General features: G+C 44.2%; 26 protein-coding genes and 1 pseudogene. 19 read left to right on the top strand and 8 right to left on the bottom strand.

Annotation, left to right across the window (positions count from 1 at the left end; translation table 11 throughout):
- Window positions 1-95 precede the first annotated feature (95 nt).
- The 15 genes from RSX31_RS19970 (at window position 96) to RSX31_RS19900 (ending at window position 12253) form a co-directional block, all read left to right on the top strand.
- On the top strand, window positions 96-1622 hold the full coding sequence (locus RSX31_RS19970; RefSeq protein WP_315635781.1) for a hypothetical protein: 1527 nt from the start codon (window positions 96-98) through the stop codon (window positions 1620-1622).
- 54 nt (window positions 1623-1676) lie between these two features.
- Window positions 1677-2219: a DUF402 domain-containing protein gene (locus tag RSX31_RS19965; RefSeq protein WP_148995142.1), complete on the top strand. Its 543-nt coding sequence runs from the start codon at window positions 1677-1679 to the stop codon at window positions 2217-2219.
- 145 nt (window positions 2220-2364) lie between these two features.
- Entirely contained in the window at window positions 2365-2841 is a 477-nt protein-coding gene (locus RSX31_RS19960; RefSeq protein ID WP_315635780.1) for a DUF2975 domain-containing protein, read from the top strand.
- A 9-nt stretch (window positions 2842-2850) separates the two neighbouring features.
- Window positions 2851-3069, top strand: coding sequence for a helix-turn-helix domain-containing protein (locus tag RSX31_RS19955; RefSeq protein ID WP_315635779.1), 219 nt, complete (start codon window positions 2851-2853; stop codon window positions 3067-3069).
- Window positions 3070-3092: 23 nt separating this feature from the next.
- Window positions 3093-3899, top strand: a complete 807-nt coding sequence (locus RSX31_RS19950) for a DUF817 domain-containing protein (protein ID WP_315635778.1) — start codon at window positions 3093-3095, stop codon at window positions 3897-3899.
- Between the two features lie 17 nt (window positions 3900-3916).
- Complete coding sequence (locus tag RSX31_RS19945; protein WP_315635777.1) at window positions 3917-4171, top strand: hypothetical protein; 255 nt, start codon at window positions 3917-3919, stop codon at window positions 4169-4171.
- Window positions 4172-4339: 168 nt separating this feature from the next.
- Complete coding sequence (gene spxA, locus RSX31_RS19940; protein ID WP_148994549.1) at window positions 4340-4735, top strand: transcriptional regulator SpxA; 396 nt, start codon at window positions 4340-4342, stop codon at window positions 4733-4735.
- A gap of 97 nt (window positions 4736-4832) precedes the next feature.
- Window positions 4833-5246 carry an RrF2 family transcriptional regulator gene (locus RSX31_RS19935; RefSeq protein ID WP_148994548.1) on the top strand — a complete coding sequence of 138 codons (414 nt, stop codon included), beginning with the start codon at window positions 4833-4835 and terminating at the stop codon, window positions 5244-5246.
- Window positions 5247-5336: 90 nt separating this feature from the next.
- On the top strand, window positions 5337-5672 hold the full coding sequence (locus RSX31_RS19930; protein WP_148967864.1) for an IDEAL domain-containing protein: 336 nt from the start codon (window positions 5337-5339) through the stop codon (window positions 5670-5672).
- A gap of 185 nt (window positions 5673-5857) precedes the next feature.
- Complete coding sequence (locus RSX31_RS19925) at window positions 5858-6670, top strand: MBL fold metallo-hydrolase (protein ID WP_315635776.1); 813 nt, start codon at window positions 5858-5860, stop codon at window positions 6668-6670.
- Between the two features lie 87 nt (window positions 6671-6757).
- A complete protein-coding gene (locus RSX31_RS19920) occupies window positions 6758-8497 on the top strand; it encodes an ABC transporter ATP-binding protein (protein WP_315635775.1) in 1740 nt (579 codons plus the stop codon).
- Window positions 8494-10272: an ABC transporter ATP-binding protein gene (locus tag RSX31_RS19915; RefSeq protein WP_315635774.1), complete on the top strand. Its 1779-nt coding sequence runs from the start codon at window positions 8494-8496 to the stop codon at window positions 10270-10272. The genes RSX31_RS19920 and RSX31_RS19915 overlap by 4 nt, the downstream gene beginning before the upstream one ends.
- Window positions 10273-10509: 237 nt before the next feature.
- Complete coding sequence (locus tag RSX31_RS19910) at window positions 10510-10926, top strand: GNAT family N-acetyltransferase (RefSeq protein ID WP_315635773.1); 417 nt, start codon at window positions 10510-10512, stop codon at window positions 10924-10926.
- 257 nt (window positions 10927-11183) lie between these two features.
- Complete coding sequence (locus RSX31_RS19905) at window positions 11184-11681, top strand: histidine kinase dimerization/phospho-acceptor domain-containing protein (RefSeq protein ID WP_315635772.1); 498 nt, start codon at window positions 11184-11186, stop codon at window positions 11679-11681.
- Between the two features lie 80 nt (window positions 11682-11761).
- Complete coding sequence (locus RSX31_RS19900) at window positions 11762-12253, top strand: HAMP domain-containing sensor histidine kinase (protein ID WP_315635771.1); 492 nt, start codon at window positions 11762-11764, stop codon at window positions 12251-12253.
- Window positions 12254-12397: 144 nt separating this feature from the next.
- On the opposite strand, the gene RSX31_RS19895 is transcribed toward RSX31_RS19900, so the two are convergent.
- From RSX31_RS19895 to RSX31_RS19885, 3 genes and pseudogenes are all read right to left on the bottom strand, one after another.
- Complete coding sequence (locus RSX31_RS19895; protein ID WP_315635770.1) at window positions 12398-14611, bottom strand: hypothetical protein; 2214 nt, start codon at window positions 14609-14611, stop codon at window positions 12398-12400.
- A gap of 553 nt (window positions 14612-15164) precedes the next feature.
- A pseudogene (locus tag RSX31_RS19890) lies at window positions 15165-15944 on the bottom strand (putative hydro-lyase); the annotation flags it as partial.
- Window positions 15945-16028: 84 nt separating this feature from the next.
- The gene (locus RSX31_RS19885; protein ID WP_315635769.1) at window positions 16029-16187 is read right to left on the bottom strand and encodes a hypothetical protein; all 159 of its coding nucleotides are present in this window, start codon (window positions 16185-16187) and stop codon (window positions 16029-16031) included.
- Between the two features lie 75 nt (window positions 16188-16262).
- Between RSX31_RS19885 and RSX31_RS19880 the strand changes: the two genes are divergently transcribed.
- Window positions 16263-17276, top strand: a complete 1014-nt coding sequence (locus RSX31_RS19880; RefSeq protein WP_315635768.1) for a cupin domain-containing protein — start codon at window positions 16263-16265, stop codon at window positions 17274-17276.
- Between the two features lie 138 nt (window positions 17277-17414).
- Here RSX31_RS19880 and mce read toward each other — a convergent pair whose 3' ends face one another.
- The 3 genes from mce to RSX31_RS19865 form a co-directional block, all read right to left on the bottom strand.
- A complete protein-coding gene (mce, locus tag RSX31_RS19875) occupies window positions 17415-17840 on the bottom strand; it encodes a methylmalonyl-CoA epimerase (RefSeq protein ID WP_148994539.1) in 426 nt (141 codons plus the stop codon).
- A 117-nt stretch (window positions 17841-17957) separates the two neighbouring features.
- Window positions 17958-18740: a YibE/F family protein gene (locus tag RSX31_RS19870; protein ID WP_148967872.1), complete on the bottom strand. Its 783-nt coding sequence runs from the start codon at window positions 18738-18740 to the stop codon at window positions 17958-17960.
- Window positions 18737-19846, bottom strand: coding sequence for a YibE/F family protein (locus RSX31_RS19865; RefSeq protein ID WP_315635837.1), 1110 nt, complete (start codon window positions 19844-19846; stop codon window positions 18737-18739). The genes RSX31_RS19870 and RSX31_RS19865 overlap by 4 nt, the downstream gene beginning before the upstream one ends.
- 427 nt (window positions 19847-20273) lie before the next feature.
- Here RSX31_RS19865 and RSX31_RS19860 point away from each other — a divergent pair, with 427 nt between their 5' ends.
- Window positions 20274-20600: a four-helix bundle copper-binding protein gene (locus RSX31_RS19860; protein WP_148967873.1), complete on the top strand. Its 327-nt coding sequence runs from the start codon at window positions 20274-20276 to the stop codon at window positions 20598-20600.
- Window positions 20601-20649: 49 nt separating this feature from the next.
- Here RSX31_RS19860 and RSX31_RS19855 read toward each other — a convergent pair whose 3' ends face one another.
- Window positions 20650-21333, bottom strand: a complete 684-nt coding sequence (locus RSX31_RS19855) for a response regulator transcription factor (protein WP_148994536.1) — start codon at window positions 21331-21333, stop codon at window positions 20650-20652.
- A gap of 18 nt (window positions 21334-21351) precedes the next feature.
- Window positions 21352-22713 (bottom strand): sensor histidine kinase, encoded by a 1362-nt coding sequence (locus RSX31_RS19850; RefSeq protein ID WP_315635767.1) that lies wholly within the window; start codon window positions 22711-22713, stop codon window positions 21352-21354.
- 173 nt (window positions 22714-22886) lie between these two features.
- Here RSX31_RS19850 and RSX31_RS19845 point away from each other — a divergent pair, with 173 nt between their 5' ends.
- Window positions 22887-23483, top strand: a complete 597-nt coding sequence (locus tag RSX31_RS19845) for a YdhK family protein (RefSeq protein WP_148967876.1) — start codon at window positions 22887-22889, stop codon at window positions 23481-23483.
- A gap of 246 nt (window positions 23484-23729) precedes the next feature.
- Window positions 23730-24086, top strand: a complete 357-nt coding sequence (locus tag RSX31_RS19840; protein ID WP_315635766.1) for a hypothetical protein — start codon at window positions 23730-23732, stop codon at window positions 24084-24086.
- Window positions 24087-24143: the final 57 nt, after the last annotated feature.

The raw sequence follows: 24143 nt of genomic DNA, 5'->3' as shown, positions 1-24143 counted from the left end.
ATGTTTCACTTAAATGTAGAAGCATAAACAAAGGAGTTTGCTGGATATACCAGTTAATAAAGAGACTGAAATAATTTTCGAAAGAGATGATCATGATGCTAAACTTCAACCGTCTTAATCACATAACAAACGCAGATGAATGGAAACAAGCCTATGACGAAGAAATCCATAAACTCGACGAACTTTATCAAGAGGAAGAACGCTTATATTATAAGATGTATGCGGAAGGGATAGAGAGTGGTCGAATCGCTGAAATCCAAAGAATCAAGCATGAGTTGATGACGGACCTGGCAATCATACAGACGTTGTCATCCTGGAAAGATTCGCTCCGTGAGGACCCTATATGGCACAGAAGACTCCATGTTTTCTTATTGAGGATGAGGCAGGAGGCACTTGAAAGCCATCCGGAGCTTACAAAGATTCAACAAAGACTGCAAGCAAGCCTTATGGATAGTACGTTTATGGTTGATGGAAAAGAATATAATCTCGGCTCGGTCCATTCCAATATTCTAGAAAATCCTGACCGTGTGTTTCGCAGGAAGCTTTTTCTTGAAGCTCAGAAGAGTGGGGAAGAGAATGAGGATCTGTTTCGATCGTTAGTCATCAAACGGAACGAGCTTGCGGTAAGTCTCGGTTACTCCGACTATTATCACTTTAAATGCAGCCTGAAAGAAGTGGACATGGATTCTTATTTGGGAGAAATGAATGCACTGCTTGAAAGAACGAAAACAGTATCAACCCAATGGGAAAAGAGGATAAAAGAAAAATTCGGATGGGATACCCTCCATTATTACGACCAATATTTTTCAACATTCCATTTCCATCAGATCCAAAATGATTCATTCCATTCAAACCGTATGAAGGAGGTATTGGGTGATGTTGTAGACAGTCTGGGGAAATCGATCGATGAAATGCCTATTTCCATCGAGAGCCTGGATATTCCATATGGTGGCTTTTGCCTCAACATCAATCCTAATGAACTGAAACTGGTCGTCAGTAAACGTAATTCCTATTCTGCTTTCCTGTCGGGCATCCATGAGCTGGGACATGCCATCGACGGCCATTATGCCTCCTACAAATATCCGGAGCTGTATCGATTCTATTCAAGTATCGCAGCCGAAGGGGTGGCAGAACTTTTTCAAACGATCATCACAGATCAGGCCTTTCTTATGAAAAAATTTGATCTTTATGAAGTTGACTATGTACAAATGAATGAAATCCAACAACTCATGGACTTGAAGATGGTGAGGATCAATCACTATTTTAGTTTAGTGGAATATGAATTATATCAACGTCCTGATCGAAGCTTTCAAGAAATAGCAAATGACTGCTATACGTTTGTCTTTGGCTATAAGGGAGAAGCGGGTCATCCGGCGAACATGATGTTCTATGTGGAGAATCCTGCTTTTTTTCAGGATTATAACATTGCCTTAGCCATGAGGGACATGATTCGCCACAAGTTCAAGATCAAGAGCCCTTACGGAAATAAGGACGTTTTTCATGAGCTTCTGACGAAATTCATTGAGCCGAACCAGCTTTATTCCTGGAAGCAACGTGTAGAAGCGCTTTGCGGGGAATCTCATACCTTTGCATATTTGGCGGAAAGGTTATCGGAAGAATAGGTCATGGGACTGATTGCACGAGGACATAAATAGAAAAAGGTTTGAGGGATCATGATGCTTAAAAGAAAATATGGAAACCGTGCGGATTGGAAACGAGTGATCAAACGAAAATATGTACAGACGTATCTCGATAACGGGGAATATAAGGGCTATATCACTTTATTGAATACAATAAAAGTAACGGAACCATTATCTGTTCGTTATGGGGAAAAGAGTGTGTGTATTGTGGATGATGGTTATATGTGGCTGCAGCAATTTCCAAACAATAAGAATCATTCAGTAACGACGATGTTTGATGCAGGTGGTAATATCGTTCAATCGTATATCGATATTTGCCTTTGCAATGGAATAGATAATGATATTCCCTGGATGGACGATTTATTCCTAGATATTGTCTTATTACCAACGGGAGAAATCATTGAAAAGGATGCGGATGAGCTTGAAGATGCATTATTGAAAGGAAACATTGATAAGCCTCTTTACGATCTGGTATGGAATGAAGTGAAAACCATAAAAGGTCTCATAAGAAAGGGCAACTTTGACTTGATAAAATGGTCACATAGCCATAAGGAAATCTTATCTAACCGTTTGAAGTAGCTTGCATTAAAGCATTTCTTTCTCATAAGGAATGCTTTTTATATTGTCTAATACACTAATAATAAACTTAATATCGATAAGTTTTTATTGCAAAACGATAAATTATGTATTAAGATAAAATTGGATTTTAATAAGCGAGGTGCTTTTGATGAAACGAGAAACACTCTTTTTGAAAATAGCTGTTTTTCTTATAGGAACCCCGGTTCTTGCTTTATGTGTATTCGGGTTGCCCTGGTTAGCGAAGGATGCGGCTGGTTCGGAGCTGGCATATTTGATAAATGGTATCTTAGTCGTGATGTATGTATCGGCGATCCCGTTTTTCGTTGCCTTGTATCAGGCGATTAGGCTATTAAGCTATATTGACAAGAACAACGCGTTCTCGGAATTATCGGTCAAGGCTTTAAAGAATATAAAATATTGTGCAACCACCATCACAACCTTGTATGTGGCCGGAATGCCTCTCTTCTTTCTCATGGGAGAGATAGACGACGCTCCCGGGGTCATCGTGATTGGAATGATGTTTATTTTCGCCCCACTTGTGATTGCGGTGTTTGCGGCAGTTCTTCAAAAGCTATTAAAAAATGCCATTGAAATAAAATCAGAAAATGACTTAACGGTCTGAGGTGAAAATATGGCGATTATTATTAATATTGATGTGATGTTGGCAAAAAGGAAAATGAGTGTGACAGAGCTATCGGAGAGGGTTGGAATCACGATGGCGAACCTTTCTATATTGAAAAATGGAAAGGCAAAAGCGGTTCGATTATCCACTTTAGAGGCGATTTGTAAGGCATTGGAGTGTCAGCCTGGAGATCTTTTAGAATACAAAAGTGACGAAGACATTCAATAAACACAGGGTTTGGAGGCAAAATCATGAGAGCATTAAAACAACTCGTTCGTTTTGGTTGGGAGCAGGCCCTGTCCTGTTTGTTCCCGGTCGTTATTTTTGCCTCTTTGGCTTTGACACAAATCATCCCGCTTCCACTACTACCGCGGTATGACTGGCTGCTCCTCATCTGCCTCCTGATGCAGTGGGGAATGCTGCGTGCCGGGCTTGAAACACGGGATGAACTCAAGGTGATCACCTTGTTTCACCTGATCGGGCTTGCCCTGGAACTTTTCAAGGTCCATATGGGCTCGTGGTCTTATCCCGGGGAAGGGTATTCCAAAGTGTTCGGGGTGCCTTTGTACAGCGGATTCATGTACGCAAGTGTGGCGAGTTATCTTTGTCAGGCGTGGAGGAGGCTTAAAGTGGAACTGGTGAAGTGGCCACCGTTTTTGGTCGTTTTTCCACTGGCTGCTGCGATATATTTGAATTTTTTCACCCACCATTACTGGATCGATGTTCGCTGGTGGTTATCGGGACTCGTTCTGATCGTCTTTTGGCAAACCAGGGTCCTGTACGAAGTGGGAGGAATCCGTTACCGCATGCCACTTGCCCTTTCATTTGTCCTCATCGGATTTTTCATATGGATTGCCGAAAACATCGCCACGTTCTTTGGTGCCTGGGAATATCCAAATCAAACCGATGCCTGGAGTCTCGTTCATCTGGGGAAGGTGAGCTCATGGCTCTTATTGGTGATTGTCAGCTTTCTGATCGTGGCGATGTTGAAGCGGGTGAAGGGGAACGGTTCGGTTCAAGTTGGATCGGGTCAACTTACCACCCCGCAGTACGAATGAAGTCAGGAGAGATAGGTTTGAAAAAATCGTCATTCGTTATCATCCTACTGCATATCATCATCTTTTTTCTGTGGATCATGAACTCAGGGTACTTGTTTTCAATGGTTGGAATGATACTCTGGATTGCGTCGGTAGCTTTAGGTTTTATCATTCAAAGACAGCTGGATAAAGCCACGATAATAAGAAGGGTATTGGTTATATCCAATTGGTGGATGGTGGTTTTAATGGTCATGACCGTGGGAATTTATTTTGCTGTGAGTTCAATGCCTTAACCTTAAAGGGAATTTCTCCAGAAGTGGGGAAGTTTCTTTGTTTTGATAAAAATGATAGTTGACAATTCAAACTGTAAATATTAATATTACAGTGTATCCAGATAAAAAGAATTTTTTTATGGTAACTGTTACTTTTTTTATTACAATTAAGAAGGAGTGAGTAACTAAATGGTCAATCTATACCTGACACCAAGCTGCACATCCTGTCGTAAAGCAAGAGCCTGGCTTGATGAACATTCAATCGAATATGTGGAACGCAATATGCTGACAGAACCGTTGACACCTGACGAGATCAAATCGATTCTTCGCCTGACGGAAAATGGAACAGAAGATATTATTTCCACTCAATCAAAGGCTTACCAGGAACTAAGCGTAGACATTGATTCCTTGCCGCTCCAGGATTTATATACATTAATCAGAGAGAATCCGCAAATGCTGAAGAGACCCATCATCCTGGATGAAAAGAGATTGCAGGTTGGTTATAACGATGAAGAAATCCGCAGCTTCCTTCCGAGAAAGGTTCGTACTTTTTCATACAAAGAATTGCAAAAAATGGCCAACTAGAAGGAAGTAACCTAATCTGTGTTCTTGACTGCCTAAACTGTAATGTGTAAAATTACAGTAAGGATCAGATCGCAGCTTTTGATTTAGGAGGCAGGCCATGAATAGTGACTTTACTTTAGCCATTCACAGTTTAACGTACCTCGCACTGAAGGCAGATCGCATGTCGACAAGCGATGCCATTTCAGAGAGTGCAGGGGTCCATCCAGTCCGCATTCGTAAAGTCCTGAGTTTGTTAAAAAAACAAGGGTTTATTACTTCAAAAGAAGGAACGGGCGGCGGATTTATCTTTGTCCGGGAGTTAAGCGAAATCAACCTTTGGGATATCTATAAAATCACCTCTGAAGGTTCACTGCAGCCGAAATGCACGGACTCTAACGAGGAGTGTGTAGTAGGGGCGAATATGAAGAGCGTTCTCTTTCACATTTTCCTGGGTGCGGAAGAACAACTGGGGGACTATTTAAAGCAATACACCATCAAAGATATTGTCGATATGATCAATAAAGAAAAATAGAGGAAGGCTGGAAAATAGCTTTCTTTTGATTTAAATGTAATAAATAACTTTACAGTTAAGCTGGAATTTTTTATAAGAAGGTGAATATGCATGATGTCAAACGATCAATCGATCTTAAAAACGGGAGATTGGATCAAGGGTAAATCCTATTCGGGTGAATTAGTCATCGGTTACATTGAAAACCTTGATATCCAAGGAGAAACCGTAAAAGCTAAAGTCGTGACAAGTGATAATAAAACCATTGAAGGCAAGAGTATCCCCCTATTGAGCAAACAGGTGAAAAAGATACCTGCTGCGAATGTGAAAAATAAGGAACAAATCCAGTACCTGATTGACCTGGCGCTTGCAACGGGTGATGAAGAGTGGTTCTTGGAACTGACTGCGAAGTTGAATTCCATGCGGGAGCTTGCAGAGGGGATAAAGTGAACATCATGAAAGGAGCTGAAGAGCGTGATTCTTCAGCTTTTTTTTATTGTTGATTGACCATTCAGGGGATTAACCCTCTCCTCCTAAAGTCGTAGAATACATTTGACCATTTGGTGGAAGAGAACTACTAGAAAATGGAATATAATGAAATCAGATAAAGAGACGACAAGAGGAGGAGATTTACGATGAACAAATATGTGTGTACAACATGTGGAACCCAATACCCTAAGAGTCATGAAGAACCTGAAAGATGCCCCATTTGTGAGGAAGAACGGCAGTATGTCAATCCGGATGGTCAAAGCTTTACGACTCTCGATGAAATGACAGAGAGCGGAGTCTATCAAAATACCATTCTGCAAGAAGAACCGGGACTTTACAGCATCACCACCACACCAAAGTTCGGCATCGGGCAGACGGCCTATTTGATTACAACTGGCGGCTATAATGTTTTATGGGACTGTGTGACGTATCTGGATGAGGAGACGATCCAAACCATTGAGGAGTTAGGCGGCATCGATGCGATCGCGGTTTCCCATCCGCATTATTACTCTGCCCAGCTGGAGTGGGCTGAACGGTTTGATGCGGACGTTTATCTTCATGTGGATGACCAGACCTGGGTCATGGAACCCGGGGAGCGGATCCGGTTCTGGGACGGGGAAGAGTTGACCTTGAACGAAGGGATTTCACTGCACCGTCTTGGAGGGCATTTCAAAGGGGGAGCGGTCCTTCACTGGGTGCAGGGAGGGATTCTGTTGACGGGTGATATCATTCAGGTCGTGGCGGATACGGATTGGGTCAGCTTCATGTACAGCTATCCGAATCTCATTCCCCTGCCGGCAGGTAAAGTGAAGGAAATGGCAGAGAAAGTAAAGCCTTTATCTTTCCATAAGCTTTATAATGCCTTTCATCGCGTGATAGCAAAAGATGCCAATCATGCGGTCCAACGATCTGCAGAACGATATAGGAATGCTTTGGAAGGGAAACTGTTCTCTACATAATAATGGAAGGGTCCCCTCACTCTATTCGAATTATAGTGAATATTATAAAAAATTGGTATAAAATAAAATTTTGTGAGGGGGTCAATCATGAACTTATTAAAAACAACATTAAATCATTTTAAGCCTTATTGGCGGAAGCTAGTAGTGGCTCTTGTGTTTGCCATCATAGGCGGTCTCTTTACGATCGTGCCATCGATTCTTGTGAAGCGGTTGGTGGATGATGTGATCGTGGGAGGGGACTTGGATTTCTTAGTCTGGGTCGTAGCCGGGATTCTCGGTGCGTACTTAGGAAAGTCCCTGTTTGAGACGATGCAGGAATATGTTCAGGTGAAGATCGGTCTCGATGTGATTACAGACATGCAGATCCGGGCCTTCAGAAAGTTGCACCGGACTCCGATGTCGTTCTTTTCAAAGACGCCGAGGGGAGATATGCTCTTCCGGCTTACTCATGATGTGGAGTCGATCCAGAATCTGAACAATACGGTTGTTCCACGTATCCTACAGCAGGTTGTAGGTGCAATTGCGGCTTTTTCCGCGGTGTTTGTTTTATTTTGGCCAGCTGCCATCGTGATGTTTGCCGTATTTGCGATATATATCGTTCCCTCTTTTACATTGGGGAAGAAGATGCGAAAGATGAGCGCGGTCCAGCGGGAGATGAGTGCGGATATGTATCAGCATCTGCAGGAAAGCATTGAGAGTGTGAGGTTGGTGCGGACTTACCAGACGCAGGATGTAGAAGTCGGTACCCAGGAGAAGAAGCTCTCTGATTGGAAGCAGTTCTCGATTCGGGCTGCCCTCATAGGGAAGGTGAATTGGCGACTGGGGAACCTGTTCAATATCGCGGCTCCTGGTGTCGTGATGCTGATCGGTGGATGGGCAATCTGGGATGGGACGATCACGGTCGGAACCCTCGTTGCGTGCCTGAGCTTCATCCCCATCATGTTTCTGCCGGTCAGGTCCATGGCGGAGCATGCCTTGACGATTCAGCAGGCGATTCCTGCCCTGAAACGAATCTACGAATACTTTGATCTGCCAGAAGAACATGGGGAGAAGCTTCCTTCTTTCGGCCAGGTAAAAGGAAAGATTGACTTGGAGAATCTATGGTTCTCGTATCCTGGTAGTGATAAGCAGGTCTTGAAAGGAGTTTCATTGTCTCTGAGTCAGGGGAACCACATTGGGATCGTCGGAACGAGTGGAGGAGGAAAAAGTACACTGGTCCAACTCTTACTCGGACTGTATGAACCTCAGCAGGGTTCCATACTTATTGATGATAAGAACTTATTTGAATACAACCGGAACAGTTTCAGACAGCAGGTCGGGGTAGTGTCTCAAGAAACGTTTCTTCTAAATAGCACACTCCGGCAAAATTTATTGTACGGAAAACCCGATGCAACCATGGAGGAATTGGAACAGGCTGTGGTAGCGGCGGGCTTGAAAGAATTGATTGATTCCCTCGAGGAGCGGTATGAAACGGTCGTCGGGGAGCGGGGCTTGAAGCTCTCAGGTGGTCAACGGCAGCGCGTTGCCCTTGCCCGGGCGATCTTGAGACAGCCGCCTGTGCTGATCTTCGATGAAGCGACTTCCTCCCTGGACGGGGAAACGGAAGAACGGGTGCAGGCATCCTTAGAGAAGCTGATCCCGGGCCGGACGACGATTACGATCGCCCACCGCCTCGTGACCGTAAGAAATGCCGATGTGATCATCCTCCTCGATCAGGGAGTGGTGGCGGAAAAAGGAACCCATGAAGAGCTGCTCCTCATGCGAGGAAAGTATTATGAATTATACAAAGCCCAATACAGCGAGCTGGAAAAGGAGATGATCGGATGACGGCCACCCAAGTGAAGAATCGTGACGGAAGAAGGGTGCTCAGCTTCCTTCGTCCCTATAAAAAGTGGGTCATCGCAGACTCAATCGTCATTGCGATCAGCCAGGTGTTTTCGGCCCTGATCCCGACCCTTGCCCTCAGCTGGCTGGTGGATACGATCATCCCGAATGAAAACTATAACTGGCTATGGGGGCTCATGTGGCTCTTGATTTTATCAGCCGTACTGGACCTGGTCATGATGGTGATCGACGAATATTTCTGTCATCAGACCGCGAAGACTGTGACGAATTGGCAGAAGCTCAGATTGTTCCGTCATCTGCAGATCGTCCCGTATTCGTTCTATCATCATAATCCCACGGGGGAAATGCTTGCGAGGGTGTCGGATGATCCGGATACGCTCCATAATTTCCTGGCTTGGGAAGGCTCGACGTTCATGGCGAGCGTGCAGGGGGTCTTCATTTACAGCCTGGTGCTGTTCTGGATTCATCCATACTTGATGATTACTAGTGTTGTCCTCGGCGTGATTTTCTATTGGACTTCTAATTATGTTGGGGCAAGGACCCGGTCTGCTTCTGCTGATGCAAGAAAAGAAGCGTCGAGATACCTGGAGAGATTAAGAGAATCGGTGACGGGGATTCACCTGTCACGTGTGATGGGTGTCTCTGAAAGTGAAGTGGACAGTGTCATTTCCATCCGGGACACCTTCGTGCAACACTCTGTAAAGGAACTGAAAGCAAGGATGCAGTCGGTGGGGGTGATTGCGAGCTATAACGGATTTGCTTTAGGTCTTGTGTATTTGATCAGTACGTTACTAATATGGAATCAGGGGCTGACGAGTGGACAGATGCTGACAGCCGGGGGACTCGTGACCATCGCGGCGAATGAAATGCAGAAACTGCTCCGGAACTGGCTTTCAGTCAGACGGACGGGGCCGGCACTGGATCGTTCTGACATCCTGCTTTCTGAGGAAGCTTCTGAAGCTGAAGTGTCAGAAGGCTTGCGTGGCGAACGGGCAGTCGGGAACATCCGCCTCCAGGATGTGGCGTTTGCTTACCCGGATAAAGAAGAAAATGTGTTAAAAGGTGTGTCATTTTCCATCAGTGCGGGGGAGAAATGGGCGTTGGTCGGTCCGAGTGGATCGGGGAAATCCACGATAGTCGATCTGCTATTTAAGCTCTACGATACGGGAGTCGGACGGATTGAAGTCGACGGCCGGGATATCCGGGAATGGGATACAGCATGGCTCCGTTCGCAAATGGCGATCGTGACCCAGGATGTGATGCTCAGAAGCGGGACACTTGCAGAAAACTTGCGCATAGGAAAGCGTGACGCAACGGATGAAGAGCTCTTGAAAGCATTGGAGGATAGCGGCTTGAGCGAGCTCATCGAAACCCTGCCTGAAGGACTCAATACCCCAGTCGGTGAGAGGGGAAGCCTGCTTTCAGGAGGGCAGAAACAGCGGTTATCTCTGGCTAGAGCACTCTTAAAAGACGCTCCGATCCTGATTCTTGACGAAGCGAGTTCGGCACTGGACCCGATCACAGAAATCAAGATCAATGAAGCAGTGATGAGAGCCGGGAAGAATCAAACAATCATCATCGTTTCCCATCGATTATCAACGGTTTTATCTGCTGATACTATTGTGGTGCTGGAGGATGGAAGGATTGTGGAACAAGGAAAACATGAGGATCTGCTTCTGAATCAAACGGGAGTGTATTCGAGACTGTTTGGCAGGGAAGCTGAAATGGGCGGGAAGACGATTGATAATGTGTCGTGAGGAAGTGAAGGGGTGGTTCTATTGTTTGGAACCGTCCCTTTTTATTATAAAAAAAATACCCTTGACCTAAACCAAGGTTTAGGGTGTACCCTATTTCTGGTTGAAGCAGAAGTCGGTTTTTTACTTTGAAAGCTCGAAAGAAGGGCCAACTGGATCACCCCTGGGAGGATTTTTGAGACGTTTTGTCGAACTATTAAACATCGAATAGTAAGAAATATCTATTATTGGAGGATCCCCATGAAACAGTATGAAATCATGCCCAATACAACCCCGACCCTGGAAGAATACGTAACCTTATGTTCAAGTGTCGGATGGGAAGAATATATGAATTTTGACGTTGCCGAGACCTCATTGGCTCATTCGGTGTACTCTGTCATGGTAAAGGATAGGAATGAAGTAATCGGGATGGGAAGGATCGTAGGGGACGGTGCGATATATTTCTACATTCAGGACGTGGTGGTCCATCCCGACTACCAATCTAAGGGAATCGGAAAGAAAATCATGGATGAGTTGATGCGCTACATCAAAGAACACGGCCCCAGTAAGGCTTTCGTGGGACTATTCGCTTCAGAAGGAAATCAAGCGTTCTACGAAAAATATAATTTCAAAGACTACTCACCGAATATGACAGGGATGTTTAAAGTGAATCCATAAGAGGGACGGACCTCATCTGCATCCGATTAAAGACCTAAAATTATGAAGGCATACATGATGAACCATTCAGCGTTATTAAACGGATTACTGATCAACCTCCTTGTCATACTGATCACTGTCTCGCTAGTTAATTTTTACCATTTATCAAAACGAAGTATGAAAAACGCATACGGGGCCTTTTCAAATTCTTATGACCAATATGTTGCTGATTATACTAAGTGTGTTGCTTTCAATCCAATTGCATATGGGGTTCCTTTATGATTTGCGTTTCATTCCTTTTTTTAATAGGTGGTATACACGGGGGAAGAAAGGTCCTGCTGGGTTTGTCTATTACGATGATTGCCGTCAGAATCCCGTTTATGGGAAACGGATTGATTGTCACGATTATCTTAACCATCTTATCTAGTGTTGCCATATACTATCTGTCTCCAAAGCTATCTGAAATGACCTGGAGGTTTAGAGTATACTGGCTTACCCTCTTTTCTTTCTGCAATTCGATTCTGGGTCTTTTAATTCCTTCGATTTTCTTTGATGTCAAGGATTACCTGGCATTTGCGATTTATTCATTTGTTCTGACGGTATCCACATTCCTTGTTTTTTACCTTTGTGAGATGATCAGGCTCACTGTAATTCTTCAACTGGAATCTATGAAATATGAAAAGATGCAGGTCGTCAGCCACCTGGCAGCGAGCATCAGTCATGAAATTCGAAATCCGCTGACAACAGTCAAAGGCTTTCTTCAATTAATTAATTAATTAATGAAGATCAGTCAAATCCCTAGTTCAATACTGAATTATCGAAGGTTGCTGTAAGTGAAATCAATCGGGCCACGGAAGTGATTAAACATTACTTGTCCTTTGCCAAGCCTCATCCGGCGGAAGAAGTAGAACTGGATGTGAGAATGGAAATCTTGCGCACTAAGGAGATCATTATGCCTCTTGCCCTCAAAAAAGGGGTGACGATGGATGTTGAATTAACTCATATTCACTCCATCAAGGGAGACTCTAATAAGCTTCAACAAGTTCTGATTAATGTGATGAAAAATGGCATAGAAGCAATGGAATCAGGAGGTTCATTAAGTGTCATCAGCTATGATGAAAAGGAAAAATTGTTCATTGCTATCCAAGATACGGGAATAGGCATGACCTACGAACAAGTAACGCGACTTGGTGAACCGTACTTTTCCCTGAAAGGAACCAAAGGGACAGGTCTTGGTATGATGACAGTCTATCAAATGGTAGATGCGATGAGTGGTAAGGTTAACGTCCAAAGTAAGAAATGTCATGGCACGACCATCACTTTATCATTCCCTTCAGTAACAGGATGAGGGGCGGACCTCTTAGAGGTTTCCCCTCATCGTTATTCAAATATTTTTCTCATTGTAGATAATTCTTTATAAGGTCTTATGGTAAAGGTGCATAGAGTGTGTGAGAAGGAAATAGCAGCCCTCATCAGGCTGCTATGTTCAGTTCTAAGGACACCCGATAATGAATGATGTTGGATCTGTAGCAGCGGTAAATGGACTGATGGTTTCGAACGTAGTGGTAGTATTATCAGTAGCGAAAATGGTCCAGGTGATGGTATTATTCATTCTATTAAGGATGGCTGTGATCTTAGCATCAAAAGTTCTGGCTGGACCGTTATTGATTCGTCCATGGATGGTCCCTTCAACTATGGCAGTCGTTAGGTTGTCCTCACAGAATATCTCCGTACGACGTCCTTGAGTAAATTGAAAGTTATCCCCATTCGAGGCGTTAAAGACAAAGTTGAAATTATCAACGGCAGGATTACATATTCCTTGAATACCTGACCCGCATTGCACGACCGTAATGTTTAATGTCCCTAAATAATCTTGAACATGACCGAATCTAACGACACGTATATTTGCACCGGGCTGTGCCCTTCCTTGGGTGTTAAGCCTAAAACGGCATGGGCATTCAGGAGGTGGGACAGGGCAGTTAAGATTGACAGGAAAAGGACCGGCGGAGATGCCATTTCCACCAAGGGAAGTGGCTGCTGAGATTTCTACTGTCCCTATGGCTCCCTGGTTAGGACTAAGTACCGCTGAGTAGTTTCCATTTGAATCTGTAATGGCAGGGTTTGGTGAGATGAAGGCTATACTTGGATCAACATTGAAAAAAACAGCAATTTTTTGGGCAGGTGTATTTCCACATAAGACCCTGCCTGATATAGGTGCACCATCACAGCCGACTGTTCCTTCAGGCGGGATCAGGGTAAGTGATACCCCATCACATACAAGGCATTCCACCCTTACAAAGTTCGTGTTGAAGACGGGAATTCCAAAGACGACTGCCTCCGCAGTATAAGGGACACCTTCTTCTACCGGGGTGATAGGTTGAACGGCGGCAACACTAGAAAATGATCCATCTGGTTCTGTGATTGGATTCGGGGTTTCAAAATTTAATATTGGACTGCTTAGATTGACTGTAATACCCGGTACCGGAATGCCTTGACAAAGGACTCTGCCCGTAATGACTGTACGGCAGCTGATTGGTCCCGGGTTGTCCAACTCGACTACTGGATTCTCGCATCGACAGTTCACTGCAACATTACGAGCCGGTGACCTTACTTCCTCTCCACCTATCATGGCTGAGGCAATGATTGTAATCGTTTCTATCACGTTAAGACCAGGCTTCAATGTAGCTGAATAGATGCCATCAGCATTGGTGATGGCGGGATTTGGATCCACGATTACTTCTCCTGAAGATAGAAGAGTCAAGATTACAGGGGCGTTTGATATCGGTTCTCCATTACAGGTGAACCTGCCTGTAATGGTTCCTCCATCGCATCCAATCTGTAATTCAGGTACATTCAATGTCAATTGTGGTGTTGTGCAACGTACACAATCTACAAACACATTCCCCGTAGCAGTAGTTTCCACTCCGTTAAAAGTGGCTAGGGCTGTATAGTCAGCCTCTTGGCTTGGAGTGTTGAAATTAATCGTTACTACTGAAGAAAATTCTCCATTCTCGTTCGTGACCGGATTAGGAGTGATAATATTCAATATTGGTGAACCTGATAAGGTAATCGGAATATTGGCCACTGGTTCATTGTCACATGTCAGTCGACCTGAAATGGTTCCATTACAGCTGATCTGATTTGGACCATCGAAAGTGATTTCCAGATTTTCGCACCCTGGGCATATGACTTCATAAGATTCCGGTTCTGAGCGAACAGTGGTTCCTCCAATTGTTGCTGTCGTGACAATCGTAACTATTTCACGAGCTCCTGGAAAAGCCAGTATCGTAGCTGAATAGACTCCTTCATTGTTAGAAAGAGTGGGGTTTGGTGTCACAATAACTTTTCCTGAAGCTGAGGTCACTTCAAAACTGACCTCCACGTTCGGAATCGGCAGACCTTCACAAGTTATTCTGCCAGATATCGGGGTCCCGGGACAAGTTACAGTTCTTAACTGACTAGGAGCAGCTTGTACTGCTTGGGTAGGGGTGATGATAGGATCTGGACAATTAATGCATTCCACTCTTGCAGTAATAGAGGATCTGATTGTTTCTTCTATAATGACAGCCGCAGCTGTGATGATGACATTTGGCGTAATGGGGGTGTTCCGGTCAACGATTGCAGTTGTTACGAACTCGCCCCTGCTATCAGTTACAGGATTAGGATTTTCAAAGGTGATGCCGTCAAAGGAAGAGGTCAAGTTCACAGTCACTCCCTTGAGTGGTCTGAGATCGCACCTCACCTTCCCACGGATCGTTCCGCTGCAACTGATGGTCCCCACCCTATTCAATGTTATTGATGGATTTGTACAAACACCGCGAGGGAAAAGACCTGGACAACCAGGCGGGAAAATATTCTTTGTGGAAGAATTAGGAGTGTAAGACTTTTTTTTCCGCAAATCTATCACAAACCTTTCAAAAAATTATATTATCCCTCTATTTTATGTCACTGAAAATTGACAGTTCTCTATAAATCTCCAAATTAAGTGAAAATGATTAAAGTGTCTATGAAATTAGTAGATAAGCAGAATTTTTTACGGGGTCTCTTACAATCTTGCTTGATATATGGAGGTACCTTATTCACCCATCGGAAGTATAATGATGGTAGTAACATTGAAAAAAAGTTTTCTTAACGAATGGAAATGTCCGTTTACGGACTCAATAATTCGAAAGAGAAGCTAACCCCAAGAAAATCCTTGGTTCCATTATAAATAGACGGGGACGGACCTCCTTCTTAACATTTAGAGGTCCGTCCCTCCATCATTTCTCTTCGTTTAAATATTCTTCATTCTTCCAATCCATCACGAACATATGACCAGGGGCATGGGTCATCATGAAGGGGATCTTTGCATGCAGGGCAACTGCTTGAGGCGTCACGCCGCAAGCCCAAAACATTGGGGTTTCTCCTTCCTTGATGCCGACAAAGTCACCAAAATCGGGGCGGGTGATGTCCCCGATGCCGATTTCAGTAGGGTCACCGATATGGACAGGAGCCCCGTGCATTTTAGGGAATAATGAGGTGATGTCGGCTGCTTTTTGTACCAGGTGATTCGGGACCGGTCTCATGGAGACGACCATTGGCCCTTGGAACACACCGGCTTTTTCCGTCTGTATATTCGTCTTATACATGGCAACATTCTTATTCTCCTCGATATGCCGCAAAGGGATCTCTCCCTTGATAAGCTGACTTTCAAATGTGAAGCTGCACCCGATGAGAAAAGTGACGAAATCATCTAGCCAAACATCATCAATCCGCGTTTTCTTTTCCGCCAATTGACCATGTTCATACACGTGATAGAGGGGGATATCGGTTCTGATGTCGGAGCCTTTCCCATATGTTGATTCGAATTCACCTGCTTCCAGCACTTCGACGATCGGGCAGGATTTGGGATTTCTTGTGGTGAATAATAAAAAATCAAAGGCGTATTCCTTAGGCAGGACGACTAAATTGGTCTGTACATAATCCTGGCACACACCGGATGTATGGGATCGGTGTTCCCCGTTTCGGATGCGGTTTCTTAATTCTGACGGTAACATGGGTTCAGTCCTTTCATTCGGTTGATTGAATTTTCTCTATTTTAACACAGGAAGTCCATCAATAATGAATCCGTTTACTGTAATGGGCTAGTTCTCCCGCTTTCTCCTAAACAAATAAATCACCAAAAAGCCAAGAAATATCCCTGCACTATAGGTAAGGATAAACGATAAATCCTGCTTTCCGATCAGGATCAGTTCGATAAAGACGAAGATTCCGACCAGGAACGGAAAATACCAGCGTTGCATAAAGATCACCTCATTCACTCTTTTTCCAAATGCATCCATTTGTTTACTATACCCGGACGATAGAATGGTAATCTCTTGAACGTAAATCCGTTCAAATGGGTAAAAGCACATTTTTCTGGTACTGACATAAGATATCTTGGTGAAAATCTGAAGGGAATGAGCAGCATGTACAATGTTCCGATGACGTATCCGTATCAGCCTTATGCGAATCCAAACCCTATGGCAAGAACCGGGGAGGAAGCGAATCAGCCGATTGCTGAATTCCTTTTCGACGGGATCAGTAGAAAAGCGGCAACAGCCGATCTGTACAGCCGATTAGCCCATGCAGCCCCGAATCAATACCACCAGCACGAACTTCTTCAACTGATGGAAGACGAACAGCGTCACTGGTGGCAACTGACCAATCTATATACTTCGCTTACGGGAAGTCAGCCGGTTTATCAGGTAGAGAGTGTTCCATTCCATTCTTACCGGGATGGACTGCAGAGAGGATATGAAGCGGAGTTGACGGATTACGAACAGTTCCGGATAGGATGCCTGAACGCGCAGCATCAGCCGGTGTATGAGGTGTTCGCGAATGCGTGTAAGGATGAATGGGAGCATGCGAGGCGGCTAAGTGTGCTGGGAGGGGATGAGGACAGTCGGATGGCATCGATGGATTATGGTCCTGCCCCTTTTGTCGTGAATATCGACGAGGCAACGGTTCAAAATAACACATTCCGCACCGCCATTTGGACGGGGGGCCATCTGCAGGTGACCTTGATGAGTATTAATCCGGGAGAGGATATCGGGTTGGAAATCCACCCGGACCTTGATCAATTCCTTCGTCTTGAACAAGGGCAGGGAATCGTCCGGATGGGGGACCGGCAGGATAACTTAACCTTTGAGAGAGAAGTGAAGGAAGATTATGCGATCGTGATCCCGGCCGGGACGTGGCATAATTTGATAAATACGGGTGATACACCGATTAAACTTTATTCTATTTATGCCCCGCCTCAGCATCCCCGTGGGACGGTTCATGTGACGAAGGCGGATGCGGAGGATGCTGAGGCTGCAGAAACAGGTCGTGGGTATTATTTTAGGGAATAGGGATTCATGTTGAGCTAAAATGGCTGTGCATGATTTGGCAACCAACAGATCGTAAGACGGGAATATTACGAAAGAGTGGTCTTTGAGGGCACAAAAAACGCATTGAACTCAAGTTGAGTCCAATGCGTTTTTATTTGGCTAGATTTTTTCCCCATCGGGATAATCACAGTACTCAATGATCGTGCCTTCCGTATCAGCAGGGTTCAAATAGATCAATCTTCTGCCATGCTTGTTGATGCGAAGGCTATCCTCCAATGTGCGGATCCCCTGATGCTTCAGTTCTTCCAGAGCGGCATCGAGGTCATCCACACGATAGGCGATGTGGTGGACGCCCTTGCCTTTTTGCTTGATGAACCGTGCGATGGGCGATGTATCATTATTCGTCGGCGCAAGTAATTCTGTTCTGGCACCGTCCACCTCCATGATCGCAATTTCGCTTTCGACACCCTTGGCATCGCTTCGATAGCGGTCGATCAGCTTCGCCCCGAGAACATTCTCGTAAAAGCGGATGGTATCTTCTATGTTTCTGACAGCTACTCCAATATGGTCGATTGTTTTTTTCATGGTCATTCTCCTAAAATCTCATCAGTGTAGGTGCTATCTTACCATATCTTTTTGATGACGTGAAAGAATCGGTTTGCCTCTGCTTTTTGGTAGAAGTTTCGATCCTGAAAAAAATTTTTAACGTTCAATCCTGTCACTCGCCTCGCTTCTCCGACTCACTAAATAGTAAGCCGTGATCCAGGAAGTGACCGGAATCGCGAGGGCGACACCGATCCCCGCTGAACCGATGAAGATCATTTCGGAACTGAATACTTTGGAATTCACGATTTCCCCGATCGAGTAGGATAGGTCCTTGAACCAGATCAGCAGTCCCATATAGCCTCCGAAGAAAGCAAAGAACAGCGTATTTGTGCTGGTTCCAAGGATATCCCTGCCAATGCTCAGCCCCGAGGAGAATAGATCTTTTCTGCTGATAGCAGGATTGTGATAGGCGATTTCACGCATAGGCGAGGAAATCGAGATGGATAGATCAATGATGGCACCGATCGTACTCATGATGATCATGGAAGCCCCGATTTTCACAAAGTCCACTCCGACAAATAAGGAAAACGCCCCGATTTCCTCGGTTTCCTCTTCACTGAATCCCTGTATCATCGCCTGATCGGTCAACATCAGGATGAAGAAGAGTAGTAAGCCGGTGGTGATGATTGTCGAAAGAAAGGCTGTTACCGTCTTGATGTTGATCTCACTGATGAAAAATAGGGATATGCAGCTGATCAGGGTGCAGGCAATCAGCGTCAGGATGATCGGATTCAGATTCGGATCATTCATTAAGATAATGGTGAAAAGAAGCACGCCGAAGTTAAGAAATAGAGCTACAAAGGACCGGGCACCTTTTTTTCCACCAATCGTGATCATTAAGATGAAAAGGATGGCTGCGAGATACAATTGTACAGTCATGCTCTAGCCTTCTTTCTGCTGACAAAAAAGATGGATATAAAGATGGCGATCGGGATCGCCAGTACAATGCCGATTCCCCCGGTCAGTGCCCTCGCCATTTCCAGTGAAAGATTCATGGAAAGGGTGAATCCAAGTGGGGAAGCATTTTTGAAAAACAAAATGAGCATGGGAATAGCTCCGCTTATATAGACGAAGAACAAAATATTCGTCATCGTTCCCATGATGTCCTGGCCGATATCAAATCCCGACTTTCTTAACGCTTTGATGGAGATGTCCGGATTCTTCTCATAAAGTCCGAAGATGGACGACGATAGAGTGATGGCGACATCCATCACCGCTCCTAAGCACCCCACAAGTATCCCTGCCATGAACACCATTTCATATGGGCGGGTCAGGAACTGCATCTCCTCATAACGAAGACCGTTTCCAGCGGTGAATCCGACCACAACATAGGCGATCAGGAGCGTCATGAACGTTCCAATCAAGGTCGCAACAACCGCTGCGTACGTTTTTTCATTAAAGCCATTGACGAATAAAAGGGATATGCCGGTAAATAAAATCACCCCGATGCTGCATACCACCAAAAGGCTTATATCCTCTGAGTTCAGGTAAATGTCCAGTGCATATGAAAGGATGACGGCATTGACTCCAAGGGTGATCAGGGAGAACAGCCCCTGCTTCTTACCGACCACCAATAAGAGAAGGATAAAAACCCAGCCAATGATCATCATGTATGTATCCCGTTTGACGTCTTCTATGTTCCCTGTCAGCTCTATTTTTCCTGATGGAGATGAATCGATACTTACGAATAATTCATTCCCGGGACGATATTCCTGATCAGTTGCCCCGGAGGAAGAATACTCATTGGTTAGAGTGATCGTCTCACCCCTTTGATCCCCGTTCTTCAGCTCAGCTACGATCTGCTGGGAGTAGAGCTTATCCTTATTTCCGTTCATATCCTCCATCTCCGTCGTTTCCACAATCTTCGTACTGATCACTTCGGCAATCGGCCGATCATACCATTCATGATTGTGGTAGACGAAATAGAGGGAAGCGGCCACGCAAAGTGCGAGGATAAAGTAGATAAAAAGATGTTTGGAACTCATGTACTTGCGTTCAGTGATTTGTGCAAACAACCATTCATACCTCCAAGATTTAAATCAAAACTAATATATATATGCGGTGAACTAAAAAAGCTCATCCATCCGGTATTCCATTGGTTACTTGCACTAATGGAACGAGCATTTATTCATTATTCCATAAAAGGTGAGGTTAATCAAAAGAAGGGACGGACCTTGTGCATCATCAAGAAAGCATGAGGTCCGTCCCTTTTTATACCTGCCTAGGCTTAAATTATGGGCATGTTTCCAAGATGACCTTGTTTACCCTCTAATTGTGCAATAAATATGCAAATGAAACGAAACTTCTTTCTAATTAAATATATCCAACTTATCCGTTTATTACAGAATGAACGGGATATAGTAAACGTGTATTAAGTATATGAAATACACAATCTTAAAGGAGGAGTCCACATTGTCACACGAAAAATATCAATCGGTCATCAACGCATTACATGAATGTATGGTAGCTTGTAACCATTGTTACGATTCTTGTTTAAAGGAAGAAGATCTCAATATGATGAAAGAATGTATCCGGTACGATCGGGAATGTGCGGATATGTGTGCATACTTAGAACAATCCTTAGTAAGAGGGACACCATTTGCATCTGATCTCGCTGGAGTATGTGCTGCGATTTGTGAAGCATGTGGGGAAGAATGCAAGAAGCATGATCATGATCATTGTCAGGCATGTGCCGATGCTTGCTTCAAATGTGCAGAAGAATGTAAGAAAATCGCCTAATGGAGTGAACAAACAAAAAATCAAAGGATAGGGTTCCTTTGATCTTTTGTTATATTTTCCACTGGTAGCCAATGCCCCATATTGTTTTCAAATGAGGTTCAATGGGGAAACCTGCTTTCTTCAGCTTTTCCCTTAAATTCCTGATATGGGAATCCACAGTTCGGATATCGGTCGTGGAATGGATATCCCATACCATGAGAAGGAGCTGTTCACGGGTGTATACCCGTTCTGTGTTCTTCATCAAGGAGTGCAGGATTTTATATTCTTTTAACGTCAGAGAACTGATTTCATTCTCATATTTTAACGTGTAGGAGTCTCCATCCAACGTAAAAGCCCCTCTGGTCAAGCGTTGATCATCTACTTGGTCATACTGTTTGATCCTTCTGAACTGAGCATTCACGCGTGCGACCAGTTCCCCTTCATCAAAGGGCTTCGTGATATAGTCATCAGCCCCGGCGTTTAAGCCTTTTATGACGTCATCCTTATCCCCCCTGGCCGTTAACATGATGATGGGGACATTTGAAAACTCTCTGATTTTTTCACAGGTCTGAAAGCCACTAAGCTCAGGCATCATGATATCTAATATGACCAGGTCTACAGAATGTTTCTTAACCGCCTGAATCGCGTCATAGCCGTTATTTTTCTTTTTGCATATATACCCGTGAGGCTTCAGATAAAGTTCCAGCAGGTTCAGCATCCTTCTTTCATCATCGATTAATAAAATGGTATTCATCAGACTGACCTCCAAGCTTCACAGTATAATGTTGATCGATGTTCCCTTATTTCGTTCACTTTGGATGGAAATTTGACCGCCATGTGCTTCCACCAGTTCTTTCACAATGGATAGCCCGAGACCGGATCCGCCAAATTCCCTGGAACGTGATTTCTCCACCCGGTACATCCTGTTGAATACTTGTGGAAGTTCCTCCGGTGGGATGCCCATTCCCTGATCGTTAATCACGAGGCTCATATTTCCTGATTCGGTTGGCTCAACCGTCACCTCCGTTGTTGAATGAGGAGGCGAATGGTTTAGGGCGTTATCCAACAGGTTCAGAACGATTTGCTCGAGACGTATTGGATCGGCATGGAAAGGGAAATCCTCCTTCACAGTCAAAATGAGATCGATTCCCTTTCTTTTAAAAACAGGAGTTATCTTGTTGATGACTTTATGAAAAAAAGGGTCCGAATTGATGGCTTCAGTTTGAATGGAGAAATTGTTTTCATCAATTTTTGCCAGCTCAAATAAATTTTCTATTAACGTCAGGATGGTTTTGGATTCTTCCTGGATAATGTTCAGATATTCTTTTCGTTCAGATTCCGGGATGTCCTCTCGAAGAGTCACATTGGCATACCCTTGTACATAGGTCAGGGGGGTCCTGAGCTCATGGGAAATATTAGCTAAGAATTCAGTGCGCTCCCGTTGAATGGTTTCTAAATCTGACGCCAGCCTCTGAATGGAATCCGAGAGATCCCCAAGTTCATCCTGACCGAGTTCCGGAAGTTTCACCTCGAAATTCCCTTTGCTCAATTTTTCCGTCGCCTGCTTCATTTTTAATAAGGGGCGCGTGAGGATTTTCGATAGGAGAAAATGGATTCCGGTTAAGATGATGAGACTCAGTATTCCTGCGAGAAGGAAATGACTGTTCAATTGGCTGATCAGGTTCCGTAACGGTGCGGCGTTCTTGAACATATAGACATATCCTTCGTTCTGTTCACTTTCGAAGGATGTGACGGTAGCTAAATAATTCATATCCTTCCAATTTGATTCGATGACCATTCCTTCACGAGTCAGTGTTTCAGGGGTGACTTGGATTAGTTCACGCATCCCATCTGTTAATTCACTTGAACCAATGATGACGTTATGGCTTCGATCTGTGATCACGACTTCCGTTTCTGTTTTCGATTCCATGAGGGCAATGTGGTGGAGTGTCGTTTCTGAATAGTGATCCTCTAGCACATCACGGTGACTGTTTCCCCGGGATAGAATCGATTCAAACTCCTCATCGACCCGTGTATCAATGATATTGTCATGTAGATAGAGCATCAACAATCCTTCCATCACGAGAACCGCGATCGTAAAGTAGAGGGCTAACTTGGTTGAAATTTTATTCATGGTATAACCTCATTTTGTCATTTCCTTTATTTTAACGAAAAAATATGAAAAAACTATGCACAATGCCTGACATCCGGATAGCACTTGTCATAAATTCTTCATGATTCTATTTCCGTTCTCCATATAAATTGCAATTTTACTGGGTAAACTTGGTTGAGAAGATAAAAAGGAGGATGACCATGACTACAAATAGTAAAAATACGATCCTGTTACTCGTTACAGCACTGTTTCTCCTATTGGGAGCCTGCTCCAACAATGGAGAGGATACGGGACATGAAGGCGGAAATGATCAGGAGATGAAGGAAGAAATGGACGGAATGGATCATGATGACATGAACCACTCCAGTTCAGGAGAAGTACCGGAAGGCTTGAAGGAAGCTGCCAATCCGACATATCCAGTAGGAAGCAAAGCCATCATCCAAGATGACCATATGAAAGGAATGAAGGGAGCAGAAGCCTCGATCTCAGGTGCTTATGAGACCGTCGTCTATACCGTTACCTATACACCGACCACTGGTGGAGAAAAAGTGAAAGACCATAAATGGGTCATCCATGAAGAAATTGCCGGTCATGGGGAGGAACCTTATACCTCCGGTGATGAGGTCGTATTGGACGCAGATCATATGGAAGGGATGAAAGATGCGACTGCCACAGTGGAATCTGCTGAAGAAACTACGGTGTATATGGTGGATTTCACACCCGTGACAGGTGGAGAAGAAGTAAAGAATCATAAATGGGTGACAGAGAGCGAGTTGTCACCAGCTGAATAAAGGATAGTTTATGAAACCATTGACCAAGAGCTTATTCTAAAAGGATAGGCTCTTTTTTATATGAAAAATGAAAAGAACTTCATTCTGTAAAACTTTTGGTAATTTATGTTATTGTAGATGGTGTAAATTAAGAATTCTTGACTCCGGTGTGAGTAGATTCGGTGAAATGGGGATAACGAATATGACAAGCACGTCAGGCTGTTTTAGCGCAAGGATTATCCAATCTGGGATTTGCCTGGGGGAGCAGTGGAACAGGGTGAAAAGCTTATTAAAAGCGGTAAGAAAGATGGGAATCTAACGCAGGCATGTGAAAAGGAGGGTGGAAGAGTGGAGCCTTATGAGTTGAATAAACCTCTGAAAATCGCAATCAATGTTTTCCTGCTTTCCTTTATTATAGCGGCATGGATCATGATGTTTGATGACCAGCCTCAAAATGACTCCATCGGCTGGATGTCTCTAATGGCTTTTTGGGTGTTTAAGGGCATATATGACGCAGTGATGAGTCTGAAGAATGGAAGGAAGAAGACGGCTTTACTAGACTTGCTTTTAACCTTTGTTGCGCTGGGTGTTTTAATATGGGGAATTATGAGATATTTCAATTGAAGCTGTTGGAAAAAAGGATGAATATTATAACTTGAGGTATATGGAAAATGACATTTT

Origin of the sequence: Rossellomorea yichunensis (genome assembly GCF_032337515.1) — a bacterium.
Lineage (GTDB): Bacteria > Bacillota > Bacilli > Bacillales > Bacillaceae_B > Rossellomorea > Rossellomorea yichunensis.
This window is presented reverse-complemented; position numbering and strand designations above follow the sequence as displayed.